The sequence below is a fragment of the Anoxybacillus sp. PDR2 genome (assembly GCF_009834045.1).
Lineage (GTDB): Bacteria > Bacillota > Bacilli > Bacillales > Anoxybacillaceae > Anoxybacteroides > Anoxybacteroides rupiense.
Window position 1 is genome coordinate 335,001 of the sequence record NZ_CP047158.1, and the last position, 25,000, is coordinate 360,000.

General features: G+C 43.3%; 19 protein-coding genes, 2 tRNA genes, 3 rRNA genes and 2 riboswitches (2 of these 26 only partly in view). Of the genes, 21 read left to right on the forward strand and 3 right to left on the reverse strand.

The features are described 5' to 3' along the window. The 8 genes from GRQ40_RS01740 to tsaD all read left to right on the forward strand — a co-directional run. Positions 1-1,529 (forward strand): 23S ribosomal RNA (locus GRQ40_RS01740) (it extends 1,400 nt beyond the left edge of the window). A 216-nt stretch (positions 1,530-1,745) separates the two neighbouring features. Further along, positions 1,746-1,862 (forward strand): 5S ribosomal RNA (gene rrf, locus GRQ40_RS01745). Between the two features lie 43 nt (positions 1,863-1,905). Continuing rightward, positions 1,906-1,982, forward strand: a tRNA-Met gene (locus GRQ40_RS01750). Positions 1,983-1,991: 9 nt separating this feature from the next. Continuing rightward, positions 1,992-2,067, forward strand: a tRNA-Asp gene (locus GRQ40_RS01755). Positions 2,068-2,789: 722 nt separating this feature from the next. Continuing rightward, on the forward strand, positions 2,790-3,248 hold the full coding sequence (tsaE, locus tag GRQ40_RS01760; RefSeq protein ID WP_066151125.1) for a tRNA (adenosine(37)-N6)-threonylcarbamoyltransferase complex ATPase subunit type 1 TsaE: 459 nt from the start codon (positions 2,790-2,792) through the stop codon (positions 3,246-3,248). Beyond that, positions 3,245-3,955, forward strand: coding sequence for a tRNA (adenosine(37)-N6)-threonylcarbamoyltransferase complex dimerization subunit type 1 TsaB (gene tsaB / locus GRQ40_RS01765; protein WP_066151128.1), 711 nt, complete (start codon positions 3,245-3,247; stop codon positions 3,953-3,955). Before tsaE ends, tsaB begins: the two co-directional genes overlap by 4 nt. Beyond that, positions 3,945-4,391 carry a ribosomal protein S18-alanine N-acetyltransferase gene (gene rimI / locus GRQ40_RS01770; protein ID WP_066151131.1) on the forward strand — a complete coding sequence of 149 codons (447 nt, stop codon included), beginning with the start codon at positions 3,945-3,947 and terminating at the stop codon, positions 4,389-4,391. The genes tsaB and rimI overlap by 11 nt, the downstream gene beginning before the upstream one ends. Continuing rightward, a complete protein-coding gene (tsaD, locus tag GRQ40_RS01775) occupies positions 4,388-5,401 on the forward strand; it encodes a tRNA (adenosine(37)-N6)-threonylcarbamoyltransferase complex transferase subunit TsaD (protein ID WP_044743244.1) in 1,014 nt (337 codons plus the stop codon). The genes rimI and tsaD overlap by 4 nt, the downstream gene beginning before the upstream one ends. 402 nt (positions 5,402-5,803) lie before the next feature. Here tsaD and abc-f read toward each other — a convergent pair whose 3' ends face one another. After that, the gene (gene abc-f / locus GRQ40_RS01780; RefSeq protein WP_066151135.1) at positions 5,804-7,771 is read right to left on the reverse strand and encodes a ribosomal protection-like ABC-F family protein; all 1,968 of its coding nucleotides are present in this window, start codon (positions 7,769-7,771) and stop codon (positions 5,804-5,806) included. 118 nt (positions 7,772-7,889) lie between these two features. On the opposite strand from abc-f, the gene moaC reads away from it, so the two are divergent. From moaC to tatC, 4 genes are read left to right on the forward strand one after another with little or no spacing between them, the layout of a single operon-like run. Next, on the forward strand, positions 7,890-8,378 hold the full coding sequence (gene moaC, locus GRQ40_RS01785) for a cyclic pyranopterin monophosphate synthase MoaC (RefSeq protein WP_044743242.1): 489 nt from the start codon (positions 7,890-7,892) through the stop codon (positions 8,376-8,378). 30 nt (positions 8,379-8,408) lie between these two features. Continuing rightward, complete coding sequence (locus GRQ40_RS01790; protein WP_044743241.1) at positions 8,409-9,068, forward strand: redox-sensing transcriptional repressor Rex; 660 nt, start codon at positions 8,409-8,411, stop codon at positions 9,066-9,068. After that, complete coding sequence (gene tatA, locus GRQ40_RS01795) at positions 9,065-9,217, forward strand: twin-arginine translocase TatA/TatE family subunit (protein WP_080859420.1); 153 nt, start codon at positions 9,065-9,067, stop codon at positions 9,215-9,217. The genes GRQ40_RS01790 and tatA overlap by 4 nt, the downstream gene beginning before the upstream one ends. A gap of 24 nt (positions 9,218-9,241) precedes the next feature. Next, on the forward strand, positions 9,242-9,988 hold the full coding sequence (gene tatC, locus GRQ40_RS01800) for a twin-arginine translocase subunit TatC (RefSeq protein WP_066151137.1): 747 nt from the start codon (positions 9,242-9,244) through the stop codon (positions 9,986-9,988). A gap of 13 nt (positions 9,989-10,001) precedes the next feature. Here the strand turns inward: tatC and GRQ40_RS01805 are convergent, their stop codons facing one another. Both GRQ40_RS01805 and GRQ40_RS01810 read right to left on the reverse strand, forming a co-directional pair. Continuing rightward, positions 10,002-10,199: a YdiK family protein gene (locus GRQ40_RS01805; protein WP_183187243.1), complete on the reverse strand. Its 198-nt coding sequence runs from the start codon at positions 10,197-10,199 to the stop codon at positions 10,002-10,004. Next, positions 10,196-10,927, reverse strand: a complete 732-nt coding sequence (locus GRQ40_RS01810) for a CPBP family intramembrane glutamic endopeptidase (RefSeq protein ID WP_066151143.1) — start codon at positions 10,925-10,927, stop codon at positions 10,196-10,198. Before GRQ40_RS01810 ends, GRQ40_RS01805 begins: the two co-directional genes overlap by 4 nt. Positions 10,928-11,711: 784 nt before the next feature. Between GRQ40_RS01810 and groES the strand changes: the two genes are divergently transcribed. The 9 genes from groES to GRQ40_RS01855 all read left to right on the forward strand — a co-directional run. After that, positions 11,712-11,996, forward strand: a complete 285-nt coding sequence (groES, locus tag GRQ40_RS01815) for a co-chaperone GroES (RefSeq protein ID WP_044743236.1) — start codon at positions 11,712-11,714, stop codon at positions 11,994-11,996. A gap of 81 nt (positions 11,997-12,077) precedes the next feature. Then, entirely contained in the window at positions 12,078-13,706 is a 1,629-nt protein-coding gene (gene groL, locus GRQ40_RS01820) for a chaperonin GroEL (RefSeq protein WP_066151147.1), read from the forward strand. A gap of 911 nt (positions 13,707-14,617) precedes the next feature. Next, positions 14,618-15,568 (forward strand): AAA family ATPase, encoded by a 951-nt coding sequence (locus GRQ40_RS01825; protein ID WP_044744999.1) that lies wholly within the window; start codon positions 14,618-14,620, stop codon positions 15,566-15,568. Between the two features lie 103 nt (positions 15,569-15,671). Next, positions 15,672-16,778, forward strand: a complete 1,107-nt coding sequence (locus GRQ40_RS01830; protein WP_231734689.1) for a DUF58 domain-containing protein — start codon at positions 15,672-15,674, stop codon at positions 16,776-16,778. Positions 16,779-16,780: 2 nt separating this feature from the next. Then, a complete protein-coding gene (locus tag GRQ40_RS01835) occupies positions 16,781-18,934 on the forward strand; it encodes a transglutaminaseTgpA domain-containing protein (RefSeq protein ID WP_159719247.1) in 2,154 nt (717 codons plus the stop codon). Between the two features lie 32 nt (positions 18,935-18,966). After that, positions 18,967-19,068, forward strand: a riboswitch (purine riboswitch). Between the two features lie 96 nt (positions 19,069-19,164). Beyond that, complete coding sequence (gene guaA, locus GRQ40_RS01840) at positions 19,165-20,685, forward strand: glutamine-hydrolyzing GMP synthase (RefSeq protein ID WP_159720707.1); 1,521 nt, start codon at positions 19,165-19,167, stop codon at positions 20,683-20,685. Between the two features lie 86 nt (positions 20,686-20,771). Further along, a riboswitch (purine riboswitch) is annotated at positions 20,772-20,873 on the forward strand. A gap of 121 nt (positions 20,874-20,994) precedes the next feature. Next, the gene (locus GRQ40_RS01845; protein ID WP_044745002.1) at positions 20,995-22,320 is read left to right on the forward strand and encodes an NCS2 family permease; all 1,326 of its coding nucleotides are present in this window, start codon (positions 20,995-20,997) and stop codon (positions 22,318-22,320) included. Between the two features lie 293 nt (positions 22,321-22,613). Next, positions 22,614-23,159, forward strand: coding sequence for a GNAT family N-acetyltransferase (locus GRQ40_RS01850; protein ID WP_159719248.1), 546 nt, complete (start codon positions 22,614-22,616; stop codon positions 23,157-23,159). 608 nt (positions 23,160-23,767) lie between these two features. After that, positions 23,768-25,000: ribosomal RNA gene (locus GRQ40_RS01855) — 16S ribosomal RNA — on the forward strand; it runs 322 nt beyond the window's last position.

Sequence of the window (25,000 nt, forward strand, 5' to 3'; positions counted from 1 at the left end):
CGAAAGGCGTAGGCGATGGACAACAGGTAGAGATTCCTGTACCACCTCCTCACCGTTTGAGCAATGGGGGGACGCAGGAAGGTAGGGTGAGCAGGCTGCTGGAATAGCCTGTCCAAGCGGTTAGGCTGCCAGATAGGCAAATCCGTCTGGCGTCAAGGCTGAGCCGTGATGGCGAGGGAATCAAAGTACCGAAGTCCCTGATCCTCCACTGCCAAGAAAAGCCTCTAGCGAGGTGAGAGGTGCCCGTACCGCAAACCGACACAGGTAGGCGAGGAGAGAATCCTAAGGTGCGCGGGAGAACTCTCGTTAAGGAACTCGGCAAAATGACCCCGTAACTTCGGGAGAAGGGGTGCTCTCTTGGGTGTTGAGCCCGAGAGAGCCGCAGTGAAAAGGCCCAAGCGACTGTTTAACAAAAACACAGGTCTCTGCGAAGCCGAAAGGCGAAGTATAGGGGCTGACACCTGCCCGGTGCTGGAAGGTTAAGGGGAGCGCTTAGCTCAAAGCGAAGGTGCGAACCGAAGCCCCAGTAAACGGCGGCCGTAACTATAACGGTCCTAAGGTAGCGAAATTCCTTGTCGGGTAAGTTCCGACCCGCACGAAAGGTGTAACGACTTGGGCACTGTCTCAACGAGAGACCCGGTGAAATTATAGTACCTGTGAAGATGCAGGTTACCCGCGACAGGACGGAAAGACCCCGTGGAGCTTTACTGCAGCCTGATATTGAATTTTGGTACGTCATGTACAGGATAGGTGGGAGACCGAGAAGCCAGGACGCCAGTCTTGGCGGAGTCGCCCTTGGGATACCACCCTTGTCGTACTGAAGTTCTAACCCGCACCCCTGATCGGGGTGGGAGACCGTGTCAGGTGGGCAGTTTGACTGGGGCGGTCGCCTCCCAAAGAGTAACGGAGGCGCCCAAAGGTTCCCTCAGAATGGTTGGAAATCATTCGAAGAGTGTAAAGGCAGAAGGGAGCTTGACTGCGAGACCTACAAGTCGAGCAGGGACGAAAGTCGGGCTTAGTGATCCGGTGGTTCCGCATGGAAGGGCCATCGCTCAACGGATAAAAGCTACCCCGGGGATAACAGGCTTATCTCCCCCAAGAGTCCACATCGACGGGGAGGTTTGGCACCTCGATGTCGGCTCATCGCATCCTGGGGCTGTAGTCGGTCCCAAGGGTTGGGCTGTTCGCCCATTAAAGCGGTACGCGAGCTGGGTTCAGAACGTCGTGAGACAGTTCGGTCCCTATCCGTCGCGGGCGCAGGAAATTTGAGAGGAGCTGTCCTTAGTACGAGAGGACCGGGATGGACGCACCGCTGGTGTACCAGTTGTCCTGCCAAGGGCACCGCTGGGTAGCTATGTGCGGAAGGGATAAGCGCTGAAAGCATCTAAGCGTGAAGCCCCCCTCAAGATGAGATTTCCCATTGCATAAGCAAGTAAGATCCCTCGAAGATGACGAGGTAGATAGGTCCGAGGTGGAAGCGTGGCGACACGTGCAGCTGACGGATACTAATCGATCGAGGACTTAACCAATACGAAAAGCGGAGCAAGCTCGCTTGCATCCATAGGGCGTTCAAGCTTCTGACGGACAAGTCAGGAGACTTGGACAGAAGAAGCGGAAACGACCGTAGGATGCAGCTTGCGGAACTAGACAATACGAAAAGCGGAGCTAGACATCAAGAAAAGCACCGCCTATCCTTTCTTCTCTGAATCTGTTATCTAGTTTTGAAGGAGCCATCCTTCGAATAGTCTAGTGACGATGGCGGAGAGGTCACACCCGTTCCCATCCCGAACACGGAAGTTAAGCTCTCCAGCGCCGATGGTAGTTGGGGCTAACGCCCCTGCAAGAGTAGGACGTTGCTAGGCTATCCTTTGTTTTTTATAAATGTTGTTTGAATGATTTTATTGCCGCGGGGTGGAGCAGTCTGGTAGCTCGTCGGGCTCATAACCCGAAGGTCGCAGGTTCAAATCCTGCCCCCGCAACCAAAACAAAATGGTCCCGTAGTGTAGTGGTTAACATGCCTGCCTGTCACGCAGGAGATCGCGGGTTCGAGTCCCGTCGGGACCGCCATTGCTAGCGAAACAATGGGTTTCGTGTTTTTTTATGCCTTTTTCTGCTTTTTCACCCATTCCCCCTTTTTGATGAATAGAACCATTTTATTAACATCCTTAAGAATCCGAACTCTTAAGGATGTTTTATCTTTATTTGTCTCATGCAATATACTACACGGTATCATGAGCTTATCAGTAACCAGTAACATGTCTACCAGCCGCAAGAGTATCCCTGCAAATCCCATATAGACAGTGAAGAAGCTTTAGCTGAGGGCGTAAAAAAGATTTCTTACCATTACCAATATTTCTACTCTGATGACCAAAGCCCCTCTTGCTAACAAAATAAGTTTCTCTTTTTAGCGTCTATCATCTATCCAACACTGGAATCGGAAAGCGTTCAACAAACAAATTTCTGCTGATATCATAAGAAAGTAGCACCAGTTTACCGGAATGTGATACAATTTCAAGCGCAGGCAATAAAATTTAGTTAATGGTAGAACAAGCAGTTATAATCAAGTTTAAATCAGGTACGTTGGTTCACCAAAAGAAACTCTCTCAAGTTTTCTTTTTGATTAGTCTGCCAAATTGCTTAGCGATTAGACATGATTTCATATTCCTAACATAAATGTTGAACAACTTACTGAAAAATAAATCGACCTGTGGGGATATTGTTGAAGGAAATCCATATTTCTGTTGGGTACGTGAAAATGGCAAACAATGATTAAAGTTAGGTGACAGATGATGGCGATTTATGAATTAGTTATGCACTCAGCCGAGGAAACCATGGAATTTGCTGTTAGGCTGTCAGAACAATTGCAGCCAAAAGATGTGATTGCCTTAGAAGGAGATTTAGGAGCAGGAAAAACAACGTTTACGAAAGGGCTAGCTAAAGGGCTAGGCATTACGCGAGCCGTCAGCAGTCCGACTTTTACGATCGTCAAGGAATATAAAGGACGTCTCCCGCTTTATCATATGGATGTATACCGTTTGGAGGATACGTTTGAAGACTTGGGGTTCGACGAGTATTTTGAAGGTGATGGCGTTACCGTGATCGAATGGGCTCATTTGATTAAGCCCCAGCTTCCTGATGAATTATTGTATATCCATCTTTATCATCATGGAGATCAGGAAAGAAAAATGGTATTGGAACCCATTGGAAAACGATATGAACAGTTATGCAAGGAGATTATAGAGGGATGAAAGTATTAGCGATTGATACATCGAATGCTGCTTTGGGCGTTGCCTTAGTGGAAGGTTCGGTCGTTAAAGGGGAAATCCTCACAAATATCAAAAAGGATCATTCCACCCGCTTAATGCCCGCTGTCCAACTGTTATTGGAAAATTGCCAAGTTACACCTCAAGAACTCGATTTAATTGTTGTAGCGAAGGGACCAGGCTCTTATACAGGTGTACGCATTGGTGTTACAGTTGCCAAAACGTTAGCCTGGTCATTGAATATTCCGATTGTAGGGGTATCTAGCCTTGAAGTGCTCGCTGCCAATGGACATTATTTTAATGGGTTGATTTGCCCTTTATTTGACGCAAGAAGAGGGCAAATTTATACAGGGTTGTATCGTTATCATGGTAATCAGCTAGAATGTGTAGAAAGCGACCGAATTGTGCTATCAAGTGGATGGGCGCAATGGTTGCGGGAAAAACAGGAGCCAGTTTTATTTTTGGGCGGAGATGTTGCTCTCCATCAAGATATATTAACAGGGGTGCTCGGTTCATTAGCAGTGTTTGGCCCACCAGCGTTACAATTGCCGCGTCCAAGCGAATTGGCTTTTTTGGGGATGAATAGAACATCAGAGGATGTTCACTCATTTGTCCCTAATTATGTGCGCTTAGCTGAAGCGGAAGTTAATTGGCTTGCTAGGCAGAAGGAGCAAGAAAGCCATGGAAATTAATTTTCGGATGATGACGTTAAATGATATCGATGGTGTACTAGCGATCGAAAAGGCGTCATTTACGCTTCCGTGGAGCCGTGAAGCATTTTATAATGAGCTTGTTCACAATCAATATGCGAAGTATGTCGTCATGGAGCATAATGGGCATATGATTGGTTATTGTGGGATGTGGGTTGTTATTGACGAAGCGCATATTACCAATGTGGCTGTATTACCGGAGTATCGCGGTAAAAAGTTAGGCGAAGCGCTTATGAGAATGATGATGGAAATGGCTAGACAGCTGGGGGCGATAACGATGACGCTGGAGGTGCGTGTTTCCAATCATGTCGCACAGTCATTGTATCGAAAGCTCGGATTTTTAAATGGAGGCATTCGGAAGAAATATTATCCAGATAATCAAGAAGATGCTCTTGTAATGTGGGTGAAATTAAGATGAACAAAGATGTATATGTACTTGGAATTGAAACAAGCTGTGATGAAACAGCTGCAGCTATAGTGAAAAATGGAAAAGAAATCATGGCGAATGTGGTGGCTTCGCAAATTGAAAGCCATAAGCGATTTGGCGGTGTTGTTCCAGAGGTAGCCTCACGTCACCATGTGGAGCAAATTACCCTTGTGATCGAGAAAGCGATGCACGAAGCCAATCTATCTTTTGCAGAGTTAGATGCTATTGCAGTCACACAAGGGCCGGGGCTTGTCGGAGCTCTTTTAATTGGGGTAAATGCTGCCAAGGCGCTCGCTTTTGCGCATCAGCTGCCATTAGTCGCTGTGCATCATATCGCTGGGCATATTTATGCCAATCGTCTTGTGACGGAAATGAAGTTTCCGCTGCTGGCACTTGTTGTTTCTGGGGGGCATACAGAGCTTGTATATATGAAAGAGCATGGCTCATTTGAAGTGATTGGCGAAACAAGGGATGATGCAGCTGGAGAGGCGTATGACAAAGTAGCTCGAGCGTTGCGGTTGCCATATCCAGGGGGCCCGCACATCGATCGGTTGGCTCATGAGGGAAGAGCGACGCTCGATTTACCGAGAGCCTGGCTGGAGGACGGCTCATATGACTTTAGTTTTAGCGGGTTGAAATCGGCGGTCATTAATACGCTGCATAATGCCGAGCAACGAGGCGAAACAATAGAAATCCAAGATATGGCGGCAAGCTTTCAGGAAAGTGTCATCGATGTACTAGTCACCAAAACGATCAAAGCAGCTCAAGAATATCATGTGCGCCAAGTTTTGTTAGCTGGGGGAGTAGCGGCAAATCGAGGGCTCAGGACGGCGCTGGAACAGAAAATGGCCGAGCTGCAGGAGGTAGAGCTTGTCATTCCGCCGTTGTCTCTTTGTACGGATAATGCTGCGATGATTGCAGCAGCTGGAACGATATTGTTTGCACATGGAAAACGAAGCGAGCTATCGTTAAATGCTGATCCTGGTCTTGAATTGGAGTAAGACCAAAAATCCTCTGCGTAGTCAAGAGGATTTTTTTTGAGAAAATGTTTAGTTGTTAATATAATTATCCACATATTGTGGGTAATGTGGAAAACTTATCATGAATTAGGAATACCAAGTTATCTTTAACCACAATTTTTTGTGAGTATTTTTAGACTTTTTTGTGGATATTGTGGAAAATACGGTGAATAACTTAATTTAAAAGAAAAATTCTGTGTAAAAAAATGTGGATAGTTTTATTGGAGAATCCCCTTCTATTGCTTTTATAGCAATAGAAGGGGATCAAAATATTATAGTAAAAGTGTGTTAATCGACTAATAAACGATGTTAACAGTCTTTTCGATAAAGGCGGCTTGAAGATGGTGCAAAATGGTATAGGATCGTTATTGCTTTATTCAATGTTTATGATGGAGTCCGGGTCCCTTTATGTTCGGCTAGGGATGTATGGAGTTCTTCCCATTCTTCGATTAAGGCTTCTAAGGTTTCTTTCATCATTTCAATTTCTTTAGTGAGTTCTTGTGCCTTTTGAAAATCTCCATAGATTTCGGGATCGCATAATTGCTGTTCGCTCTCGCTGATGCTGTCTTCTAATTGACTAATTTCATTTTCAATTTCTTCAATTCGTTTTTTTCGTTGTCGTTCTAGTCTCTTTGTTTCCTTGTCGAGTTCGTATTGCTTCTTTATGGAAGCTCCTCCTTTATTATGCTTCCGTTGCTTCTCCTCTTCCTGAAGCTGCTTCAGTTCAAGCATTTCTGCTTTTTTATGAAGGTAATAATCATAATCTCCTAAATATTCAACGACTCCTTCTTGAGTGAGCTCGTACACTTTGGTAGCAATGCGGTTAATGAAATAACGGTCGTGCGATACAAAAAGAATGGTTCCGGGATAATCAATTAACGCGTTTTCGAGCACTTGTTTACTATCTAGATCCAAATGGTTAGTGGGCTCGTCTAAAATCAGGAAATTTGCTTTTTGCATCATGAGCTTGGCTAATGCCAGTCGTGCTTTTTCCCCGCCGCTTAATGCAAATACCGGCTTTAGAACGTCATCGCCAGAAAATAGAAAATTGCCTAATACGGTACGAATTTCTTTTTCTGTTTTTTGCGGATACTCATCCCAAAGCTCATCAAGCACTCGTTTATTTGATGATAAGTCTGCTTGATTCTGGTCATAATAGCCGATTTGTACGTTGGAGCCATACCGTAAGTTACCGTTTTGTATCTGGATTTTGTTTACAATTGCCTTAAGCAGTGTCGATTTTCCGATCCCGTTTGGTCCGACAAGGGCAATGCTATCGCCTTTAGTAATGCGGAATTGTACACCGCGGATCACAGGTTCATTAGGTGTATAACCAACGGAAAGGTTTTCGGCAATTAATACTTCATTTCCGCTTGGGCGCTCAATCTCAAAGGAAAAATTGGCTGATTTTTCTTCAGATATGGGTTTATCGATTCGTTCCATTTTTTCAAGCTGTTTACGGCGACTTTGTGCTCGTTTAGTTGTAGAAGCGCGAGCGATATTTCGTTGGATGAAGTCCTGTAACTTTGCCATTTCCTCTTGTTGTTTTTCATACAGCTTCCATTCGCGCTCAAGGTCTTCTGCTTTTTGCTGTAAATATTTACTGTAGTTTCCGATATATTTTTTTATGCTTGTCCGCGATAATTCATACACCTGTGTCACTACTTTGTCAAGAAAATAACGATCGTGCGAAACGATTAAAATAGCTCCTGGATATGTTTGCAAGTATTGCTCAAGCCATGTTAAAGTTTCGATATCTAAATGGTTTGTTGGTTCGTCCAAAATAAGAAGATCTGGTTTCATTAACAGCATTTTGCCCAGCGCCAAGCGGGTTCGTTGTCCACCGCTAAGCGATTGAACAAAAGTAGTGGTGTAATCATATTCAGAAAATCGCAGTCCATGCAAAACGGAACGAATGTCTGCTTCGTATTGGTATCCCCCTTGGTCTTTAAATTTTTCTTGCAGGATATCATATTCTTTTAGCAATTTATCGTAACGTTTTGGGTCTGCAAGAAGATCGGGATCTCCCATCTGCTGTTCCATTGTGCGCAGCTCTTGTTCCATTGCTTTTAATGGGGAAAACACGGTCATCATTTCCTCCCATATTGATAGGGTGGAATCGAGGCCGCTATCTTGGGCAAGATAACCGATCGTGACGTCTTTAGGTTTGATGATTTCCCCGCTGTCATATGACAGTTCGCCAGCCATGATTTTAAGTAGCGTTGATTTTCCCGCTCCGTTTCTTCCGACGAGAGCGATGCGGTCTTTTGACTGTATTTCTAATTTTATATTCGATAAAATAAGATCAGCGCCAAAATATTTAGAAAGTTGTCGTATTTGTAAAATGATCATTGTTTTTCACCTCTCGTTTTACTAGTGTATCGCAAGAGCTTTTACTTGGGCAATAAAACGAGTTAGAAAAGACAGACGGGAAAAAATAGTGTATAGTTTATAAGTGGAGGAGATATTATTGGCATCTTTTACGCATTTTAATGAACAAGGCCGCGCCAAAATGGTCGATATTACCGAAAAGGCGGATAGCGTGCGTGTGGCGGTGGCTCGGACAAGTATTACGGTGAGCCAGGAGATTTATGAAGGAATTGTCAGCCATTCTGTAAAAAAGGGAGATGTCCTTGCGGTTGCTCAAGTCGCTGGTATTATGGCGGCTAAAAAAACTGCTGATCTTATTCCCATGTGCCATCCTTTAATGTTAAAAGGAGTCGATATTCAATTCGAATGGAGGATGCATGAACAGAGCTGTGAGCTGATCATTACAGCGACTGTGAAAACGAAAGGGAGCACAGGGGTAGAGATGGAAGCCCTCACGGCTGCTTCGGTCTGTGCGCTTACGGTTTATGATATGTGCAAAGCGTTGGATAAAGGAATGGTGATTGGGCCAACATATCTCGTAGAAAAAGCCGGAGGGAAATCCGGACACTACCAGCGTAAAGCAAAGTAAGACGGTTTAAGTGAATGCGGGGGATTTATCATGAGCAATGAACAGCCGAAAATTCCACAGGCAACTGCTAAGCGATTACCACTATACTATCGTTTTTTAAAAAATTTATATGCTTCAGGAAAACAGCGAGTATCTTCAGCTGAATTAAGCGAAGCCGTTAAAGTCGATTCAGCAACCATTCGGCGTGATTTTTCTTATTTTGGGGCTCTTGGAAAAAAGGGTTATGGGTATAATGTTAGTTATTTATTATCGTTTTTTCGCAAGACGCTTGATCAAGATGAAATCACGGAAGTGGCGTTAGTCGGAGTCGGAAATCTAGGAACAGCATTTTTAAATTATAATTTTATGAAAAATAATAATACAAAGATCGTGATGGCTTTTGACGTCGATCAAGCAAAAGTAGGGACAGAAGTGGGTGGAGTGCCTGTTTATCACTTAAATCAACTGGAAGAACTCATCCATGAACAAATTTCTGTGGCGATTTTAACCGTTCCAGCGCATGCTGCGCAGTCTATTACGGATCGTCTTGTGCAGAAGGGAATCAAAGGCATTTTGAATTTCACTCCTGCACGCCTAAATGTGCCGGAAAACATCCGGGTGCATCATATTGATTTGGCCATTGAGCTACAGTCGCTTGTATATTTTTTAAAGAATTACCCATCTGAATCAAATGGAGTGAACTCATTGTGAAATATTTACTTATTTTGCTTGTTATTGTCTTATTGTTTGGGACGAAAAAACTTCCAGAGCTGGGGAAATCGCTCGGCCAGTCGCTAAAAGAATTTAAGAGTGCGACGAAGGGATTAACGGATGAAGAAGAAAACAACAAAAAAGCGTAACGATGAACGGTAGGATGGTTCCATATGAGCGATAAAGAAATGTCTGTATATGAACATCTTGGGGAATTAAGAAAACGATTGATTATTGTGCTGATTTTTTTTGCTATTGCTTTGACTGCCAGCTTCTTTCTTGTCGAGCCTGTGATTCGGTATTTGCAACAGGCTGATGAAGCAAGAGAGTTAACGATGAATGCCTTTCGATTGACCGATCCGATTAAAATTTATATGCAATTTGCATTTGTCATCGCTTTGATTATGACCGCACCGGTTTTGCTTTATCAAATTTGGGCCTTCGTCAGCCCTGGACTATACGAAAAAGAGAGAAAAGTGACACTTAGCTATATTCCATTGTCATTATTTTTATTTTTAAGCGGCATTAGCTTTGCCTATTTTGTTTTGTTTCCATTTGTCGTCCGTTTTATGCAAGACTTGGCGACAGATCTAGGCATCAATCAAGTAATTGGCATTAACGAATATTTTACGTTTTTGCTTCAGCTTGTATTGCCGTTTGGTGCGTTATTTCAATTGCCGGTGATCGTTATGTTTTTAACGCGTCTTGGGTTGATTACCCCTTTTTTACTGTCAAAAGGGAGAAGGTATGCGTATTTGCTTTTATTAATTGTAGCAGCGATCATAACCCCTCCAGATGTAATATCACAATTAATTGTAATGATTCCGTTGTCTTTTTTATATGAAGTGAGCATATGGATCTCAAGAATCGCCTATCGAAAAGTGCTTTTAGCGGAACAAGCAAGGGCTGACTTAAAATGAACGTCAGCCCTTTTTATTTTTGTTGATTTCGAATTCTAATATATAGGGTGATCAGTCGCAAAAATACACCGAAGTCTAAAGTGGCCAAGACCATTAAGGCAACGGTAGAGAAATTCCATATGCTCTCATGGGCGCTTTGAGTGGCTAAATAAGTGAATAAAGCCCCCATTAGAAAGTAGAACAACGCGGTGCTTAAAGGTGAAATTCTCATAATGAAAAGCCCCCAAATATAAATTGCATCTTGTCGGTTTCTTTTATGATTTGTTCGATATGATCAGCAAAGACGGTTTGCATCACGACAACGAACGTATTCATTGTCACATGAGCAAAGATCGGAACGAAAATACGCTTTGTTTTGGCATAAAGAAAAGCAAATGTAAATCCCATGGTTGAATACAGGAGAAGGTGTTCAAGCTCCATATGGACGACTGCGAACAATAAGGAACTAATCGTAGCCGCAATCAAGAAATTATACTTATTATACAGGGTGCCAAAGATAATTTTACGAAAAATCACTTCTTCTAGAATGGGCCCAATAACAGATGTGACGATCACAAGGGCCGGAGTGAGGCGAATAATTTCAATAATGGTTTTCGTATTTTCCGATCCTGCCTGAATGCCGAATAGACGATATTCAATATTGGCCGCAATGCCTTGGGCAAATAGCGCCAAAAAGAAGCCCCCAATCGCCCACACCCACGCGACAGATAATGGAGCACGATCGCGTTCATGGCGCTGCTTGATATCGTTGCGAAGGAAAAAGAGAACAAGAAAAAAGGTAATCGAAAAGCTGATGACGGCCCAATAGCCTGAGGCTGCTTCTACTGCATTATGAGAATGTGCTCCGACCCCAAGAAATACTAAGAGCGGGACGCCAGCTATACTAGATAGCTGCATGATGACATATGCTATAATGACATACCAATATTGCCGTTTCAATGGAAAATTCCCCTTTGCTAAAAAGTAATCGCTGCTTTTCGTATTGTAGCACATATTGGAGAAAAATAATGATTAAAATGTTTGAAATGGTAAGACAACAGGGGAGCGCGCTTTAGATGATTGAAGGATATAAAGCCAAGAATGTGGTAATCTTATGTTGGCGGAAAAGTTTTCAGTCTGTAAACGGAGCTGTATGATGAAGCTTTTCGTTATGAGATTTCGCCATGCTATTCGATTCATCAACGCTCGGTTAACGTTTTTAATTTTTCGTTTTGGTGGTCGAACTACGCTGCTTCACCAAACCATCAATGGCTTTAGCAACAATGTTGTTCGACCGGCTGACCGTTGAAATGCTTGCATGTGGACATCATTCGATTTATTTCATATTTCAAGTTGTTTGGATTAGACAATCCCCCTTTCCTAAGTAAAGGATAGGAAAAAAATTGAGCATAATCCACCAAAAAACCTCCCACCTCTACACAAAGTGTAGGTGAGGGAGGTTGATCTCCCATGAAAAATTCCCAGCAGAATGAACGAGCAGAGAAAAAGGAGAATGAAATGGTCTACCTGAAGGATCTCAGATTCCTTCGGGCGACAAATTTGATGTTTATATTTGCAGGAATGTGACATAATTGAAAAGGGTGCACAAAGTTGCAGATTTTTTTTGTATTTTTTACTTGCAAAAAAAAGGGAAGTTCATTAATATTATAAGTGTGTTAGCACTCGTTGATGATGAGTGCTAATAAAATGAGAATAAAAATTTTTGTTGAGGAGGTTGTTTTCCGTGTTAAAGCCATTAGGTGATCGCGTTGTGATTGAGCTTGTCCAAACAGAAGAAAGAACAGCAAGCGGTATTGTGTTACCAGACACTGCAAAAGAAAAACCGCAAGAAGGAAAAGTAGTGGCTGTTGGTACAGGACGTGTGCTTGACAGCGGTGAGCGTGTAGCTCCGGAGGTAGCTGTGGGCGATCGCATTATCTTCTCAAAATATGCAGGAACAGAAGTAAAATACGAAGGCAAGGAATATTTAATTTTGCGTGAAAGCGATATTTTGGCTGTCGTTGGTTAATCATTTCGTACGGCTTTCATAACATAGATATTTCAACAAATACTTAATGAAAATTTAGATTGCTGGAGGAGGTAATGGTTCATGGCAAAAGAAATTAAATTCAGTGAAGAAGCTCGTCGCGCGATGCTACGCGGTGTTGATAAATTAGCAGATGCAGTAAAAGTAACATTAGGTCCTAAAGGGCGCAACGTTGTATTAGAGAAAAAATTCGGTTCTCCATTAATTACAAATGATGGTGTCACGATTGCAAAAGAAATCGAATTAGAAGATCCATTTGAAAACATGGGTGCGAAGCTTGTTGCTGAAGTAGCAAGCAAAACAAACGACGTTGCTGGTGACGGTACAACGACTGCAACTGTATTAGCTCAAGCGATGATCCGTGAAGGCTTAAAGAACGTAACAGCTGGCGCAAACCCAATGGGTATCCGCAAAGGTATCGAAAAAGCGGTGGCTGTCGCAGTTGAAGAGTTGAAAGCAATCTCTAAACCAATCGAAGGCAAAGACTCTATTGCTCAAGTTGCTGCGATTTCTGCGGCTGATGAAGAAGTAGGCCAATTAATCGCAGAAGCAATGGAGCGCGTAGGTAACGACGGTGTTATTACATTAGAAGAATCCAAAGGCTTTACAACAGAATTAGATGTTGTTGAAGGAATGCAATTTGACCGCGGTTACGCTTCTCCATACATGATTACTGATACGGAAAAAATGGAAGCAGTATTAGACAATCCATACATCTTAATTACTGATAAGAAAGTTTCAAACATTCAAGAAATCTTGCCTGTATTAGAGCAAGTCGTGCAACAAGGCAGATCATTGCTTATCATTGCTGAAGATGTTGAAGGTGAAGCGCTTGCGACACTAGTTGTGAACAAGCTTCGCGGAACATTTACAGCTGTTGCTGTTAAAGCTCCTGGCTTTGGTGACCGCCGCAAAGCGATGCTGGAAGATATCGCGATTTTAACTGGCGGTGAAGTGATCACTGAAGAATTAGGCCGTGACTTAAAGTCTGCAACTATTGCATCTCTTGGCCGCGCTGCAAAAGTGGTTGTAACAAAAGAGCATACAACCATCGTAGAAGGTGCGGGCGAATCTGATCAGATTAAAGCACGCATCAATCAAATTCGTGCTCAATTAGAAGAAACTACTTCTGAATTTGACCGTGAAAAATTACAAGAGCGCTTAGCGAAATTAGCTGGCGGCGTAGCAGTAATCAAAGTTGGTGCTGCTACAGAAACAGAATTAAAAGAACGCAAATTGCGCATTGAGGACGCTCTTAACTCTACACGCGCGGCTGTTGAAGAAGGTATCGTAGCCGGCGGTGGTACAGCGCTATTAAACGTATATAATAAAGTAGCTGAAATCAAAGCAGAAGGCGATGAAGCAACTGGTGTGAAAATCGTTCTTCGCGCGATTGAAGAACCAGTACGTCAAATTGCGCAAAATGCTGGTTTAGAAGGTTCTGTTATCGTTGAACGCTTGAAAAAAGAACAACCTGGTATCGGCTTCAATGCAGCAACTGGCGAATGGGTGAACATGATCGAAGTAGGTATAGTTGACCCTACAAAAGTAACTCGTTCTGCGCTTCAAAACGCAGCATCTGTTGCCGCTATGTTCTTAACAACGGAAGCCGTTGTCGCTGACAAGCCAGAAGAAAACAAAGGCGCTGGCGCTGGAATGCCTGACATGGGCGGAATGGGCGGCATGATGTAATCATTGCCTAAATATCTTGGAACACTGGGGTTTCCCAGTGTTCCTTTTCTTTTTTGCCCACGAAATCGTCATCAATTGTCTAGAAGGCTTCTCGTAAGTTTTGCAGACCGAATCCCATTCTATTAAGCTTACATGGAAGAGCAGAACGTTTGGCATCATCAAGAGTCAGGCTGAAGCATTTTAACTTCCCTTCGAAAGAAGGCCCCCACTTCTAAGCGAAGCGTAGGTGGTGGGAGTATGTCCCCTCTAGCCATTAGTTATCTGACAAAGGAATCAAAAAAACGCTCATCTTTATGATGGTTGTGTTTCATCCATAAACTTCGACGGTCTTCATTTGGCTCAAAAGCGGTTCGTTTTTTCTCCTTATTACAACCTTTCTTTTGTTGACGGCAAGAGCGGTCCAACAGCCGTCCGTTTCCTTATGATAGAAAATAAAATGAACAGGTAGGACAACTTATGTTGCTGAGCGATTTCCGGCATCTTGTAATGAAGGGCTATGATCCTTTTGAATGTTGAATAATCAATGATTCGTGTTATGATTTTAGTAAAGACGAAATTTTCAGAAGAGATCAATCAAAACAAGGAGTTGAGATTTATTAGGTGAATAATAGTAGTGATAGACCTGATTTTTTATAAAAAGATGATCCGAGTAGCCGAGCATGTGAAAACAATAAAATCTATATAAAATAAATCATGCAGCTTAAAAACGGACCCAATCATTCTAGAAGGTAAGGTGACGGATGTTTTCACTAGTCAGAGAAGCTTGTGGCTAACCTCTTTTAGAGGCTCATCCTTCCAAAAATAAAATAACCGATTTCTTTTATTAAGAAAGAGATGGTCCTAGCATTCTAATCACCAAATGGTGCTGTCATGAATCATGATTAAGAACATTTCATTAGAGGAGAATGAACATGCCAAAAAACGAAGAATTACATCCGGTCATTGGTACAATGGTTGAAAATATCGAAAAGGTGATCGTGGGAAAAAGAGAGGTTGCTACATTAAGCATTGTTGCGCTGTTAGCGCGTGGACATGTGTTGCTGGAGGATGTTCCGGGTGTTGGAAAGACGATGCTTGTTCGCGCATTGGCAAAATCCGTGAGCGCCCAATTTAAGCGGATTCAGTTTACGCCGGACTTGCTTCCAAGCGATGTGACCGGCGTATCGATTTATAATCCAAAAGAAGGCCAATTTGAATATAAACCAGGTCCCGTTATGGGGAATATTATTTTGGCTGATGAAATTAATCGAACGTCTCCTAGAACGCAATCGGCCTTGCTAGAGGCGATGGAGGAGGGAAGCCTAACGGTGGATGGTGTAACAAGGCCATTGCCGCGTCCTTTTTTTGTTATGGCGACGCAAAACCCCATTGAATATGAAGGAACCTACCCTCTTCCTGAAGCGCAGCTCGATCGTTTTTTGCTGAAGCTAAACATGGGATATCCCTCCATACAAGAAGAGATGGATATTTTGAACAAAACCGAAAAGGTGGTTCCTATTGATCAACTGCAACCAGTGATCACCATCAAAGATTTGCTTTTGTTGCAGGAAAAAGTACAGGAAGTGTATGTAGATGAACGTGTGAAACGCTATATTGTTGAAATCGTCCAACGAAGCCGTTCCCATGAGTCGATCTATTTAGGAGTCAGTCCGCGCGGATCGGTGGCATTAATGAAAGCTGTACAAGCATACGCATTCGTGCATGGACGTGATTTTGCCCTTCCAGATGATGTGCAATCTTTAGCTCCTTATGTCCTTGCGCATCGGATCATTTTGAAAGCTCATGCGAAATTTGATGGAATTTCTGCAGGGCATATCATTAGTGAAATTATTTCCAGAACGCCAGTGCCGGTGCAAAGGTAGGGACAGCCTGATGAAAAAACACAGGAAAAATTTGTGGCAATTCATAAGGGTGCTTGGATTGTTGGCGATTCTTTTTTCATATGCGATGTTTCAGGGAGGCTTCGTGAGCTGGTTTTTATTCTACAGTTTCCTCCCTTTTGGACTGTACGCTTTCGTTTTAATATTTTATCCCCTCCATTCGATAAAAGTAAAACGAACCTTTAATCAGAAGGTGTATTATTACGCAGGTGAAAAATTGCGGGTCACTGTGCAAATCGATTTACCGCGTTTTTTTCCGCTCATTTATATACTAGCCGAAGAAAAGCTGCCGCCGTCCTTAGCAAAAATGACGCCTTTTCGTACAGTGTTAATGCCCTTAGGACGGCGTATGTGCACATATGTATATGAAATGGATGAATTGCCGCGTGGAGAGCATATTTTCTCGGCCATTCATTTCAAAATCACCGATTTACTGGGAATGGTGGCAAAAGAAGCGATCGTTTCCACTGAAGATAGCATCCTTGTCTATCCGCGCTATGTCGAAATGAACGCTCGGAAAATGGGACAACAGTTGGATGACGGGTCTGTTGTATCGCCGCTTCCGCTCCATCGCGATACGGCAATGGCGATCGGCGCTCGCGAGTATACACAAGGAGACCGCTTTTCATGGATTCATTGGAAAGCATCGGCACGAAAAAACGAATTGATGACAAAAGATTTTGAAGAAAGGCAGAGCGAGGATCTTATGGTCTTTTTGGATCGCACTCCTACAGCCTTATTTGAAGAGGTTGTTACATTTACCGCTTCCTTTGTTCGAATGACGGTAAAAGCAGGAGTGAAAACCGGTCTCGTATCGGTAGGAAGGGATCGCATCGTGATTCAAGCGCAAAATGGAGAGACGCATTTACAGCGGTTATTTTATCACTTAGCGAAAGTGGCCTGTGATAGTCAGGAATCATTTGCACGCATCATGTATCGTGAGACTATGCAGTGGCCGTTATCGTTTTCCTTTTGCTGCATCACGTCGCAGCTGTATAAAGAAACTGCTTCCATCATGGCTGATTTAGCTTCGAAAAATCGCCGCGGTACGGTGGTTTTAATCAAAAAAGCAGAAGGCCAACTATCGAAAGAGGAGCGAGAATGGATCGAGATGCTTAGAAAAAAAGGGGTCACTGTAAAGGTAACGATGCCCCAGCACTTTGCTAATGCTTTCGTTGAGGGTGGGAAGTAAACGTGGAACAAAGCCGGATCAAAACATTTGCATACTATTTGTTCGCTTTTTGGCTGCTATGGGAATGGCTTGCGCCGCTAACTGTTGTATCGGATACAAAAAATATCCAAGTGTTTATCGTATTTGTTGCTTTTTACTTTCTTTTAGAGCTGTTGCGAGTGACGCTCTGGCTGTCGGTATGTCTAAAAATCGGTTATCTTTTCTATGCGCTTAACGATTTGTTTTTTCATGCTCCATTTTTGTCCTTCCAATGGCTTTTCATGTTTGGAGAAGAAGCCGTTTATCATCTTTCATTAATCCGTCATTTTCAATGGGAAGACATGACCGATCGATTTCGTACTTTCCTATTTTTTCTGATGCTGTGGATGATGTGCTATCTTGTGCAATATTGGCTTGTCAAACAGAAACGGATCTGGCTGTTTTTAGTGATGACTTTTATCTATGTCGCGGTGCTGGACACGTTTACCCCTTTTTCGGGGACTGGGGCGATTGTCCGGCTGGTAGGAGCAGGTTTTTTTCTATTAAGCTGGCTCCATTATGAGCGTTTGCCAGCAGCAAAGCAGCCTGCAAAGTGGTTGGTCATGGGGGCTTTCGCAGTAGGCGCTGCACTGCTTTGCGGGTACGCGGGCCCTAAGCTGGCTCCTCAGTGGCCTGATCCTGTTGCATTTATTAAAAGCTATGCAGCGGAGGACCGCGAACAAGATCCGAACCAGTTTGCTGTTAAAAAGATCGGTTATGGAAACAATGATTCGCGATTAGGCGGTCCGTTCATTGCTGATAATACCGTCGTTTTTACAGCGGAGGATGAAGAAACTCATTATTGGAGAGTGGAAACAAAGGATATTTATACGGGAAAAGGGTGGGACATTAGTGACAGTGTTCAAGTGAAGACGTTTGAACAAGAGAATAACGTTCATCAATGGTTTGAAAATAGCGTTGAGAAAAAGCAGTTGGCAGCGCATGTGCGGATGGTTCAGCCGGCTTCTTATTTGGTTTATCCAGAGGGATTAAAAACCGTCCATGCTTCAAAAGATATCGTCTTTCGCATGGAAGCGGCCAATGAAAAAATTTATCCGACAGATCGTGAGTCTTATCTTGTTCCTTTGCAGGAATATGAATTGACTTATGAATATCCGACCTTTTCGATTGAAAAATTGAAAGTCTCCCCTCCAGTAACAGATGAACAGATCTTAAAAAGGTATACACAACTTCCGGATCATTTGCCGAAAAGAGTTCAAGAGCTGGCTCAGCAAATTACAAAACAAGCAGCAACAACTTATGAAAAGGTAAAAGCCATTGAGCAATATTTTCATTTGAACGGTTTTGCCTATGAAACAAAGGATGTAGCTGTGCCAAGCAGAAATCAGGATTATGTCGATCAATTTTTATTTGAGACGAAAAAAGGGTATTGTGATAATTTTTCAACAGCCATGATTGTCTTGCTTCGTTCGATCGATATTCCCGCACGCTGGGTAAAGGGCTATACATCGGGGCAATGGGTCGATGAAACAGACGACGGCAAAGATCTATATCGAGTGACGAACAATAATGCCCATTCATGGGTGGAGGTATATTTTTCTAGAATTGGCTGGGTTCCATTTGAACCAACTCAAGGGTTTAATAATCCATACGAGTTTACGGAAGCTGAATCAGCTGTCGAATCAACTCCAGTTCCTGAACAGCAGCAAACACAAACGGCGCCGAATCGTACAAGGCTGGAGGAACAACTGCAGCAGGATCGTCTTTCATCATCGCCGCAGCAGAACCAAGAACGCTTGCTTTCGATCGTCAATTGGAAGAGCGTTTTATCTCTAACGGTTTCGTTGATGGTTCTTACTATTCTGTTATATGGAACAAGAAGAAAATGGTGGCCGTATATCACATTGCTCCAGTTTAAATATCGGCATGGTGGAGATACATTTGTGAAAGCTTATGACGCATTGCTCCGCCATCTGAAAAGCTGCGGTTTAAAACGGAAGGAAGGGCAGACGTTGCGCCAATACGCAGCTTACATTGATAATTGGTTTGGGACGAATGAAATGAGCCAGCTAACACAGCTATATGAACGGGTGATTTATAAAAATGAAATAGTCGATCAGCAATGGGAAGAAGTGAAAGAATTATGGGAAAATTTAATTAAAAGAATAGCATCTTGACCGTAAAGGGAAAGAGTTGATAGAATGAATTAAAATTTAAGACGAAATCCCTTCGTATATCCTCGATAATACGGTTCGAGAGTCTCTACCGGGACACCGTAAATGACCCGACTACGAAGGCAGATGATGCTCTGTGCTAGAATTCTGCCTTCGTTTTTTTATGGAAGAAGGTAAGGATTCTAGTTTTTTATTACTCGATTGAGGTGATCATTGTGCAACAAAACCATGAAATGATCGTGGTGCTTGATTTCGGAAGCCAGTATAATCAATTGATTACTCGGCGCATTCGCGAGTTCGGTGTATATAGTGAGCTTCATCCGCACACGATTACTGCCGAAGAAATTCAAGCTTTGAACGCGAAAGGAATTGTGTTTTCGGGCGGACCGAATAGCGTATATGATGAAAACGCGTTTACATGCGACCCGAAAATTTTTGAACTAGGTGTGCCGATTTTAGGAATTTGTTATGGCATGCAGTTAATGACTCACCATTTAGGCGGGAAAGTGGAAAAAGCGACACATCGGGAATATGGAAAAGCAACAATCGAGGTGCAGCACGCTTCAAAATTGTTTGAAACACTCCCTTTCGAGCAAGTCGTTTGGATGAGCCATGGAGATTTAGTAACTGAAACTCCGGCTGGATTTACGGTCGATGCGACAAGCGTCTCATGTCCGATTGCGGCGATGAGCGATGAATCAAGACAGTTTTATGCGGTGCAGTTTCATCCAGAGGTGCGCCATTCCGTCTATGGGAACGATTTATTAAAGCGCTTTGTTTTTGATGTTTGCCAATGTCGTGGGGATTGGACGATGGAAAGCTTTATTGACAATGAAGTTCGCAAAATCCGCGAGCTTGTCGGCGATAAAAAGGTGCTTTGTGCCTTAAGCGGAGGCGTTGATTCTTCTGTTGCGGCCGTGCTGGTGCATCGCGCGATTGGCGATCAATTGACATGTATTTTTGTTGATCATGGTTTGCTACGCAAAGGAGAAGCGGAAAGCGTGATGAAAACGTTCCGTGAAGGGTTTCACATGAACGTGATCAAGGTCGATGCGAAAGAGCGCTTTTTAAGCAAGTTGCATGGCGTGTCTGATCCAGAGCAAAAACGCAAAATCATTGGCAACGAATTTATTTATGTGTTTGACGATGAGGCGGCCAAGCTGGAAGGAATCGAATTTTTAGTACAGGGAACGCTGTATACGGATATTATTGAAAGCGGAACAGCGACAGCACAAACCATTAAATCGCACCATAATGTGGGCGGTTTACCGGAAGATATGAAATTCAAGCTTATTGAACCTCTTAATACTCTTTTTAAAGATGAGGTGCGTGCTCTTGGAACGGAACTAGGCATTCCTCATGAGATTGTTTGGCGTCAGCCGTTTCCGGGGCCAGGATTAGGCATCCGCGTGCTCGGCGAAGTAACGGAAGAAAAGCTGGAGATCGTGCGTGAATCAGATGCCATTTTGCGCGAAGAAATTAAAAAAGCTGGATTGGATCGTGAAATTTGGCAATACTTCACCGTTCTTCCTGACATTCGAAGCGTTGGTGTGATGGGAGATGCCCGTACGTATGATTATACAGTGGGGATTCGTGCGGTAACGTCGATTGACGGAATGACAGCAGATTGGGCACGGATTCCATGGGATGTACTTGAAATCATCTCTACACGTATTGTAAATGAAGTACCGCATGTGAATCGTGTGGTTTATGATATTACAAGCAAACCGCCTGCGACGATTGAGTGGGAATAAAAACGAACAAAAACGAACATTTTTTATAAAATGTTCGTTTTTTTATTGACCACCTTGATTTCGATTGATACAATAGAAATGCAAAAACGAATATTGTCAAAATGCGTCGTATAATCTCGGGGATATGGCCTGAGAGTTTCTACCAAGCTACCGTAAATAGCTTGACTACGGGGTATAATGAAGGAGAAAGTAGGTCTTCTTTATATGCTGTGTTAGAAGATGGTTCTTTCTTTATGTTCGTTATCCTTATAGTCAACGCTTCTGGTAGCATACCGGAAGCGTTTATTATTTTTTAAGGGGGATCGAGAAGTGAGAAAGTATTTCCGATTTGATGAACTCGGCACAAATTACCGCACGGAAATTATAGCGGGGATCACAACGTTCTTATCAATGGCTTATATTTTATTCGTCAACCCTTTTACACTTTCGTTAGGTGCGGTAGAAGACTTTCCAAATGAATTGCGGATTGACCAAGGGGCCGTGTTTGTGGCAACAGCGCTAGCGGCTGCATACGGTTCGATCATGATGGGGATTTTTGCGCGATACCCAATCGCTTTAGCGCCAGGGATGGGATTGAATGCGTTTTTTGCATTTACCGTTGTTCTTCATATGCAAATCCCTTGGCAAACAGCATTAGCTGGGGTATTTGTATCTGGAATTATTTTTACGATTCTTTCTCTGACTGGTATTCGAGAAAAAATTATTGATGCTATTCCGATCGAATTAAAATACGCGGTCGGTGCCGGAATTGGTTTGTTTATTACATTTATCGGTTTGCAAAATGCCGGAATTATTGTTGATAACTCGGCGACGCTGGTAGGATTGAGCGATTTAAAAAAAGGTGATACATTATTAGCGATTTTTGGCTTATTTATTACAGTGATTTTAATGGTGAGAAAAGTAAATGGCGGTGTTTTTTATGGCATGGTCATTACAGCGATTGTCGGTATGATCTTTGGTTTAATCAAAGTACCGCATCAAATTGTTGGTGCGATTCCTGACATTTCACCGACGTTTGGCATGGCCATCAAGCATTTGCCAGATATTTTCTCGTGGAAAATGATAGGCGTTGTTTTAACCTTCTTTATCGTTGACTTTTTTGATGCAACAGGCACGCTCTTGGCTGTTGCGAATCAAGCAGGATTATTAAAAAATAACAAATTGCCTCGTGCAGGGAAAGCCTTGCTTGTGGATGCAACAGCTGTGTGGGTTGGTTCTATTTTCGGGACATCGACGACGACTTCTTATATCGAATCTTCCGCTGGTGTAGCAGCAGGAGGGCGTTCAGGATTTTCCGCAGTGGTGACAGGCATTCTATTCTTGCTTGCTCTCTTCTTCTCGCCGCTGTTGAGTGTTGTTACTTCAGCTGTTACTGCGCCAGCGCTGATTATTGTTGGTGTTTTGATGGCATCATCGATTGGCGAGATTGATTGGAAAAAATTCGAGATTGCGGTTCCAGCCTTCTTTACGTTGATTACAATGCCGCTTTCTTACAGCATTGCCACAGGAATTGCAGTTGGCTTTCTTTTCTATCCAATTACTATGATTTTGAAAGGCCGAGGAAAAGAAGTTCATCCGATTCTTTATGTATTGTTCTTTGTTTTTCTTGCTTACTTTGTGTTTTTAAGAGAGTAGAACAGATTGAAATGATCGAGACCAATTCGTTTAACTGCGAATTGGTCTTTTTGTTATGAACCTCCCCACCTACACTCCATTTAGAGGTAGGCGACTTCTTGGTGAATGTGTTAAATCCAAATACGATAATGCCATGCTTCTATCTACAAAAAAGATTTTTGGTTCAATTTTTGGATAAATATGTTAAAATAATTTTTAATAACATATTTATCACGAAGTCTTTCGTCTCTAAGTGGAGTAAAGGTGGAAGAGGTCCGCTTATCGTAAAAACACAAGGAAAAGGGGGAATACATATGTTTATTTGTTCTATTGATCGGGATGTTTATTTGAAGTTGTTAACACGTGAAGACGCAGAGCGTTTGTTTGCTTTAGTTGACTCATGCAGACCGCATTTGCGGCGGTGGTTGCCTTGGGTTGATGCCGTGAAAGCAGTAGAAGATTCCAGAGCGTTTATTGAAGGGACTTTGAAAAAATTCGCAGCGGGCAATGGATTTGAAGCGGGAATTTGGTATAAAGGGGAGCTCGCAGGGGTCATCGGTCTCCATTATATCGACCGCAACAATAGAAAGACGAGCATCGGCTATTGGTTGGGCGAACCGTTTCAGGGGCTTGGATTGATGACAAAATCATGCAAGGCTTGCATCGACTACGTTTTTCAAGAGTTGAAATTAAATCGAGTTGAAATTCGCTGTGCGGTAGAAAATCAAAAAAGTCGAGCCATTCCAGAGCGTTTAGGTTTTGTTAATGAAGGAACCATAAGAGAGGCAGAATGGCTTTATGACCATTTTGTTGACCATATTGTATACGGGATGATTGCGAGTGAATGGAGAGCTCGTTAGAAAGTGACGGATCGTGTCTTACAATTTTTTCGTTTCAATAAAAACGGAGCATAAGGAGAAATTTGGGTGCTTCATACATAATGAAGACAGCCTAGGTGCGGGTGGGTCGTTACGTGCAAATGTAAACTTGCTGGATAAGGAAACTGGTCGATATGCCGCTTTAAAGAGCCATCAATGATCTAAAAGCGGCGTTCCGACCTTTATCGCACGGATGTGTGACGAAAAGGAAAGTGGTTGTACTCGTATTTTGACTAAGAGTTTTTATAAATAACTGTTCACTCATAATTTATATATAGTACAAGAACAAGATGAGAATAGATGAATGTGCATAGCAGAAGATGAATTTTTTGATGCAATAAATACGGAAAAAAATAACATAAATTTAACTATTGACTGATTACACAAATCGGTGTTATATTATTAAAGCCGTTGCGAAACGGTGTAAAAAAATAAAAAAATAGTTGACACAAAAAAAGATAAATGTTACATTAATAAAGTCGCTCTTGAAAGAAAAGCGAAAATGTTCTTTGAAAACTGAACAAAACGAAGCGTTAATCGAAAAATTTCGGTATGGTCAACCGAAATTTAAATAATAGCCAATCAACTTTCTTTTGGAGAGTTTGATCCTGGCTCAGGACGAACGCTGGCGGCGTGCCTAATACATGCAAGTCGAGCGGACCGAATAGAAGCTTGCTTCTGTTTGGTTAGCGGCGGACGGGTGAGTAACACGTGGGCAACCTGCCCGTAAGACGGGGATAACTTCGGGAAACCGGAGCTAATACCCGATAACCCTGAAGACCGCATGGTCTTTAGTTGAAAGGCGGCTTCGGCTGTCACTTACGGATGGGCCCGCGGCGCATTAGCTAGTTGGTGAGGTAACGGCTCACCAAGGCGACGATGCGTAGCCGACCTGAGAGGGTGATCGGCCACACTGGGACTGAGACACGGCCCAGACTCCTACGGGAGGCAGCAGTAGGGAATCTTCCGCAATGGACGAAAGTCTGACGGAGCAACGCCGCGTGAGCGAAGAAGGTCTTCGGATTGTAAAGCTCTGTTGTTAGGGAAGAACAAGTGCGGTTCGAATAGGGCCGTACCTTGACGGTACCTAACGAGAAAGCCACGGCTAACTACGTGCCAGCAGCCGCGGTAATACGTAGGTGGCAAGCGTTGTCCGGAATTATTGGGCGTAAAGCGCGCGCAGGCGGTTCCTTAAGTCTGATGTGAAAGCCCACGGCTCAACCGTGGAGGGTCATTGGAAACTGGGGGACTTGAGTGCAGAAGAGGAGAGCGGAATTCCACGTGTAGCGGTGAAATGCGTAGAGATGTGGAGGAACACCAGTGGCGAAGGCGGCTCTCTGGTCTGTAACTGACGCTGAGGCGCGAAAGCGTGGGGAGCAAACAGGATTAGATACCCTGGTAGTCCACGCCGTAAACGATGAGTGCTAAGTGTTAGAGGGTATCCACCCTTTAGTGCTGTAGCTAACGCATTAAGCACTCCGCCTGGGGAGTACGCTCGCAAGAGTGAAACTCAAAGGAATTGACGGGGGCCCGCACAAGCGGTGGAGCATGTGGTTTAATTCGAAGCAACGCGAAGAACCTTACCAGGTCTTGACATCCCCTGACACCCCGAGAGATCGGGCGTTCCCCTTCGGGGGACAGGGTGACAGGTGGTGCATGGTTGTCGTCAGCTCGTGTCGTGAGATGTTGGGTTAAGTCCCGCAACGAGCGCAACCCTTGACCTTAGTTGCCAGCATTGAGTTGGGCACTCTAAGGTGACTGCCGATGACAAATCGGAGGAAGGTGGGGATGACGTCAAATCATCATGCCCCTTATGACCTGGG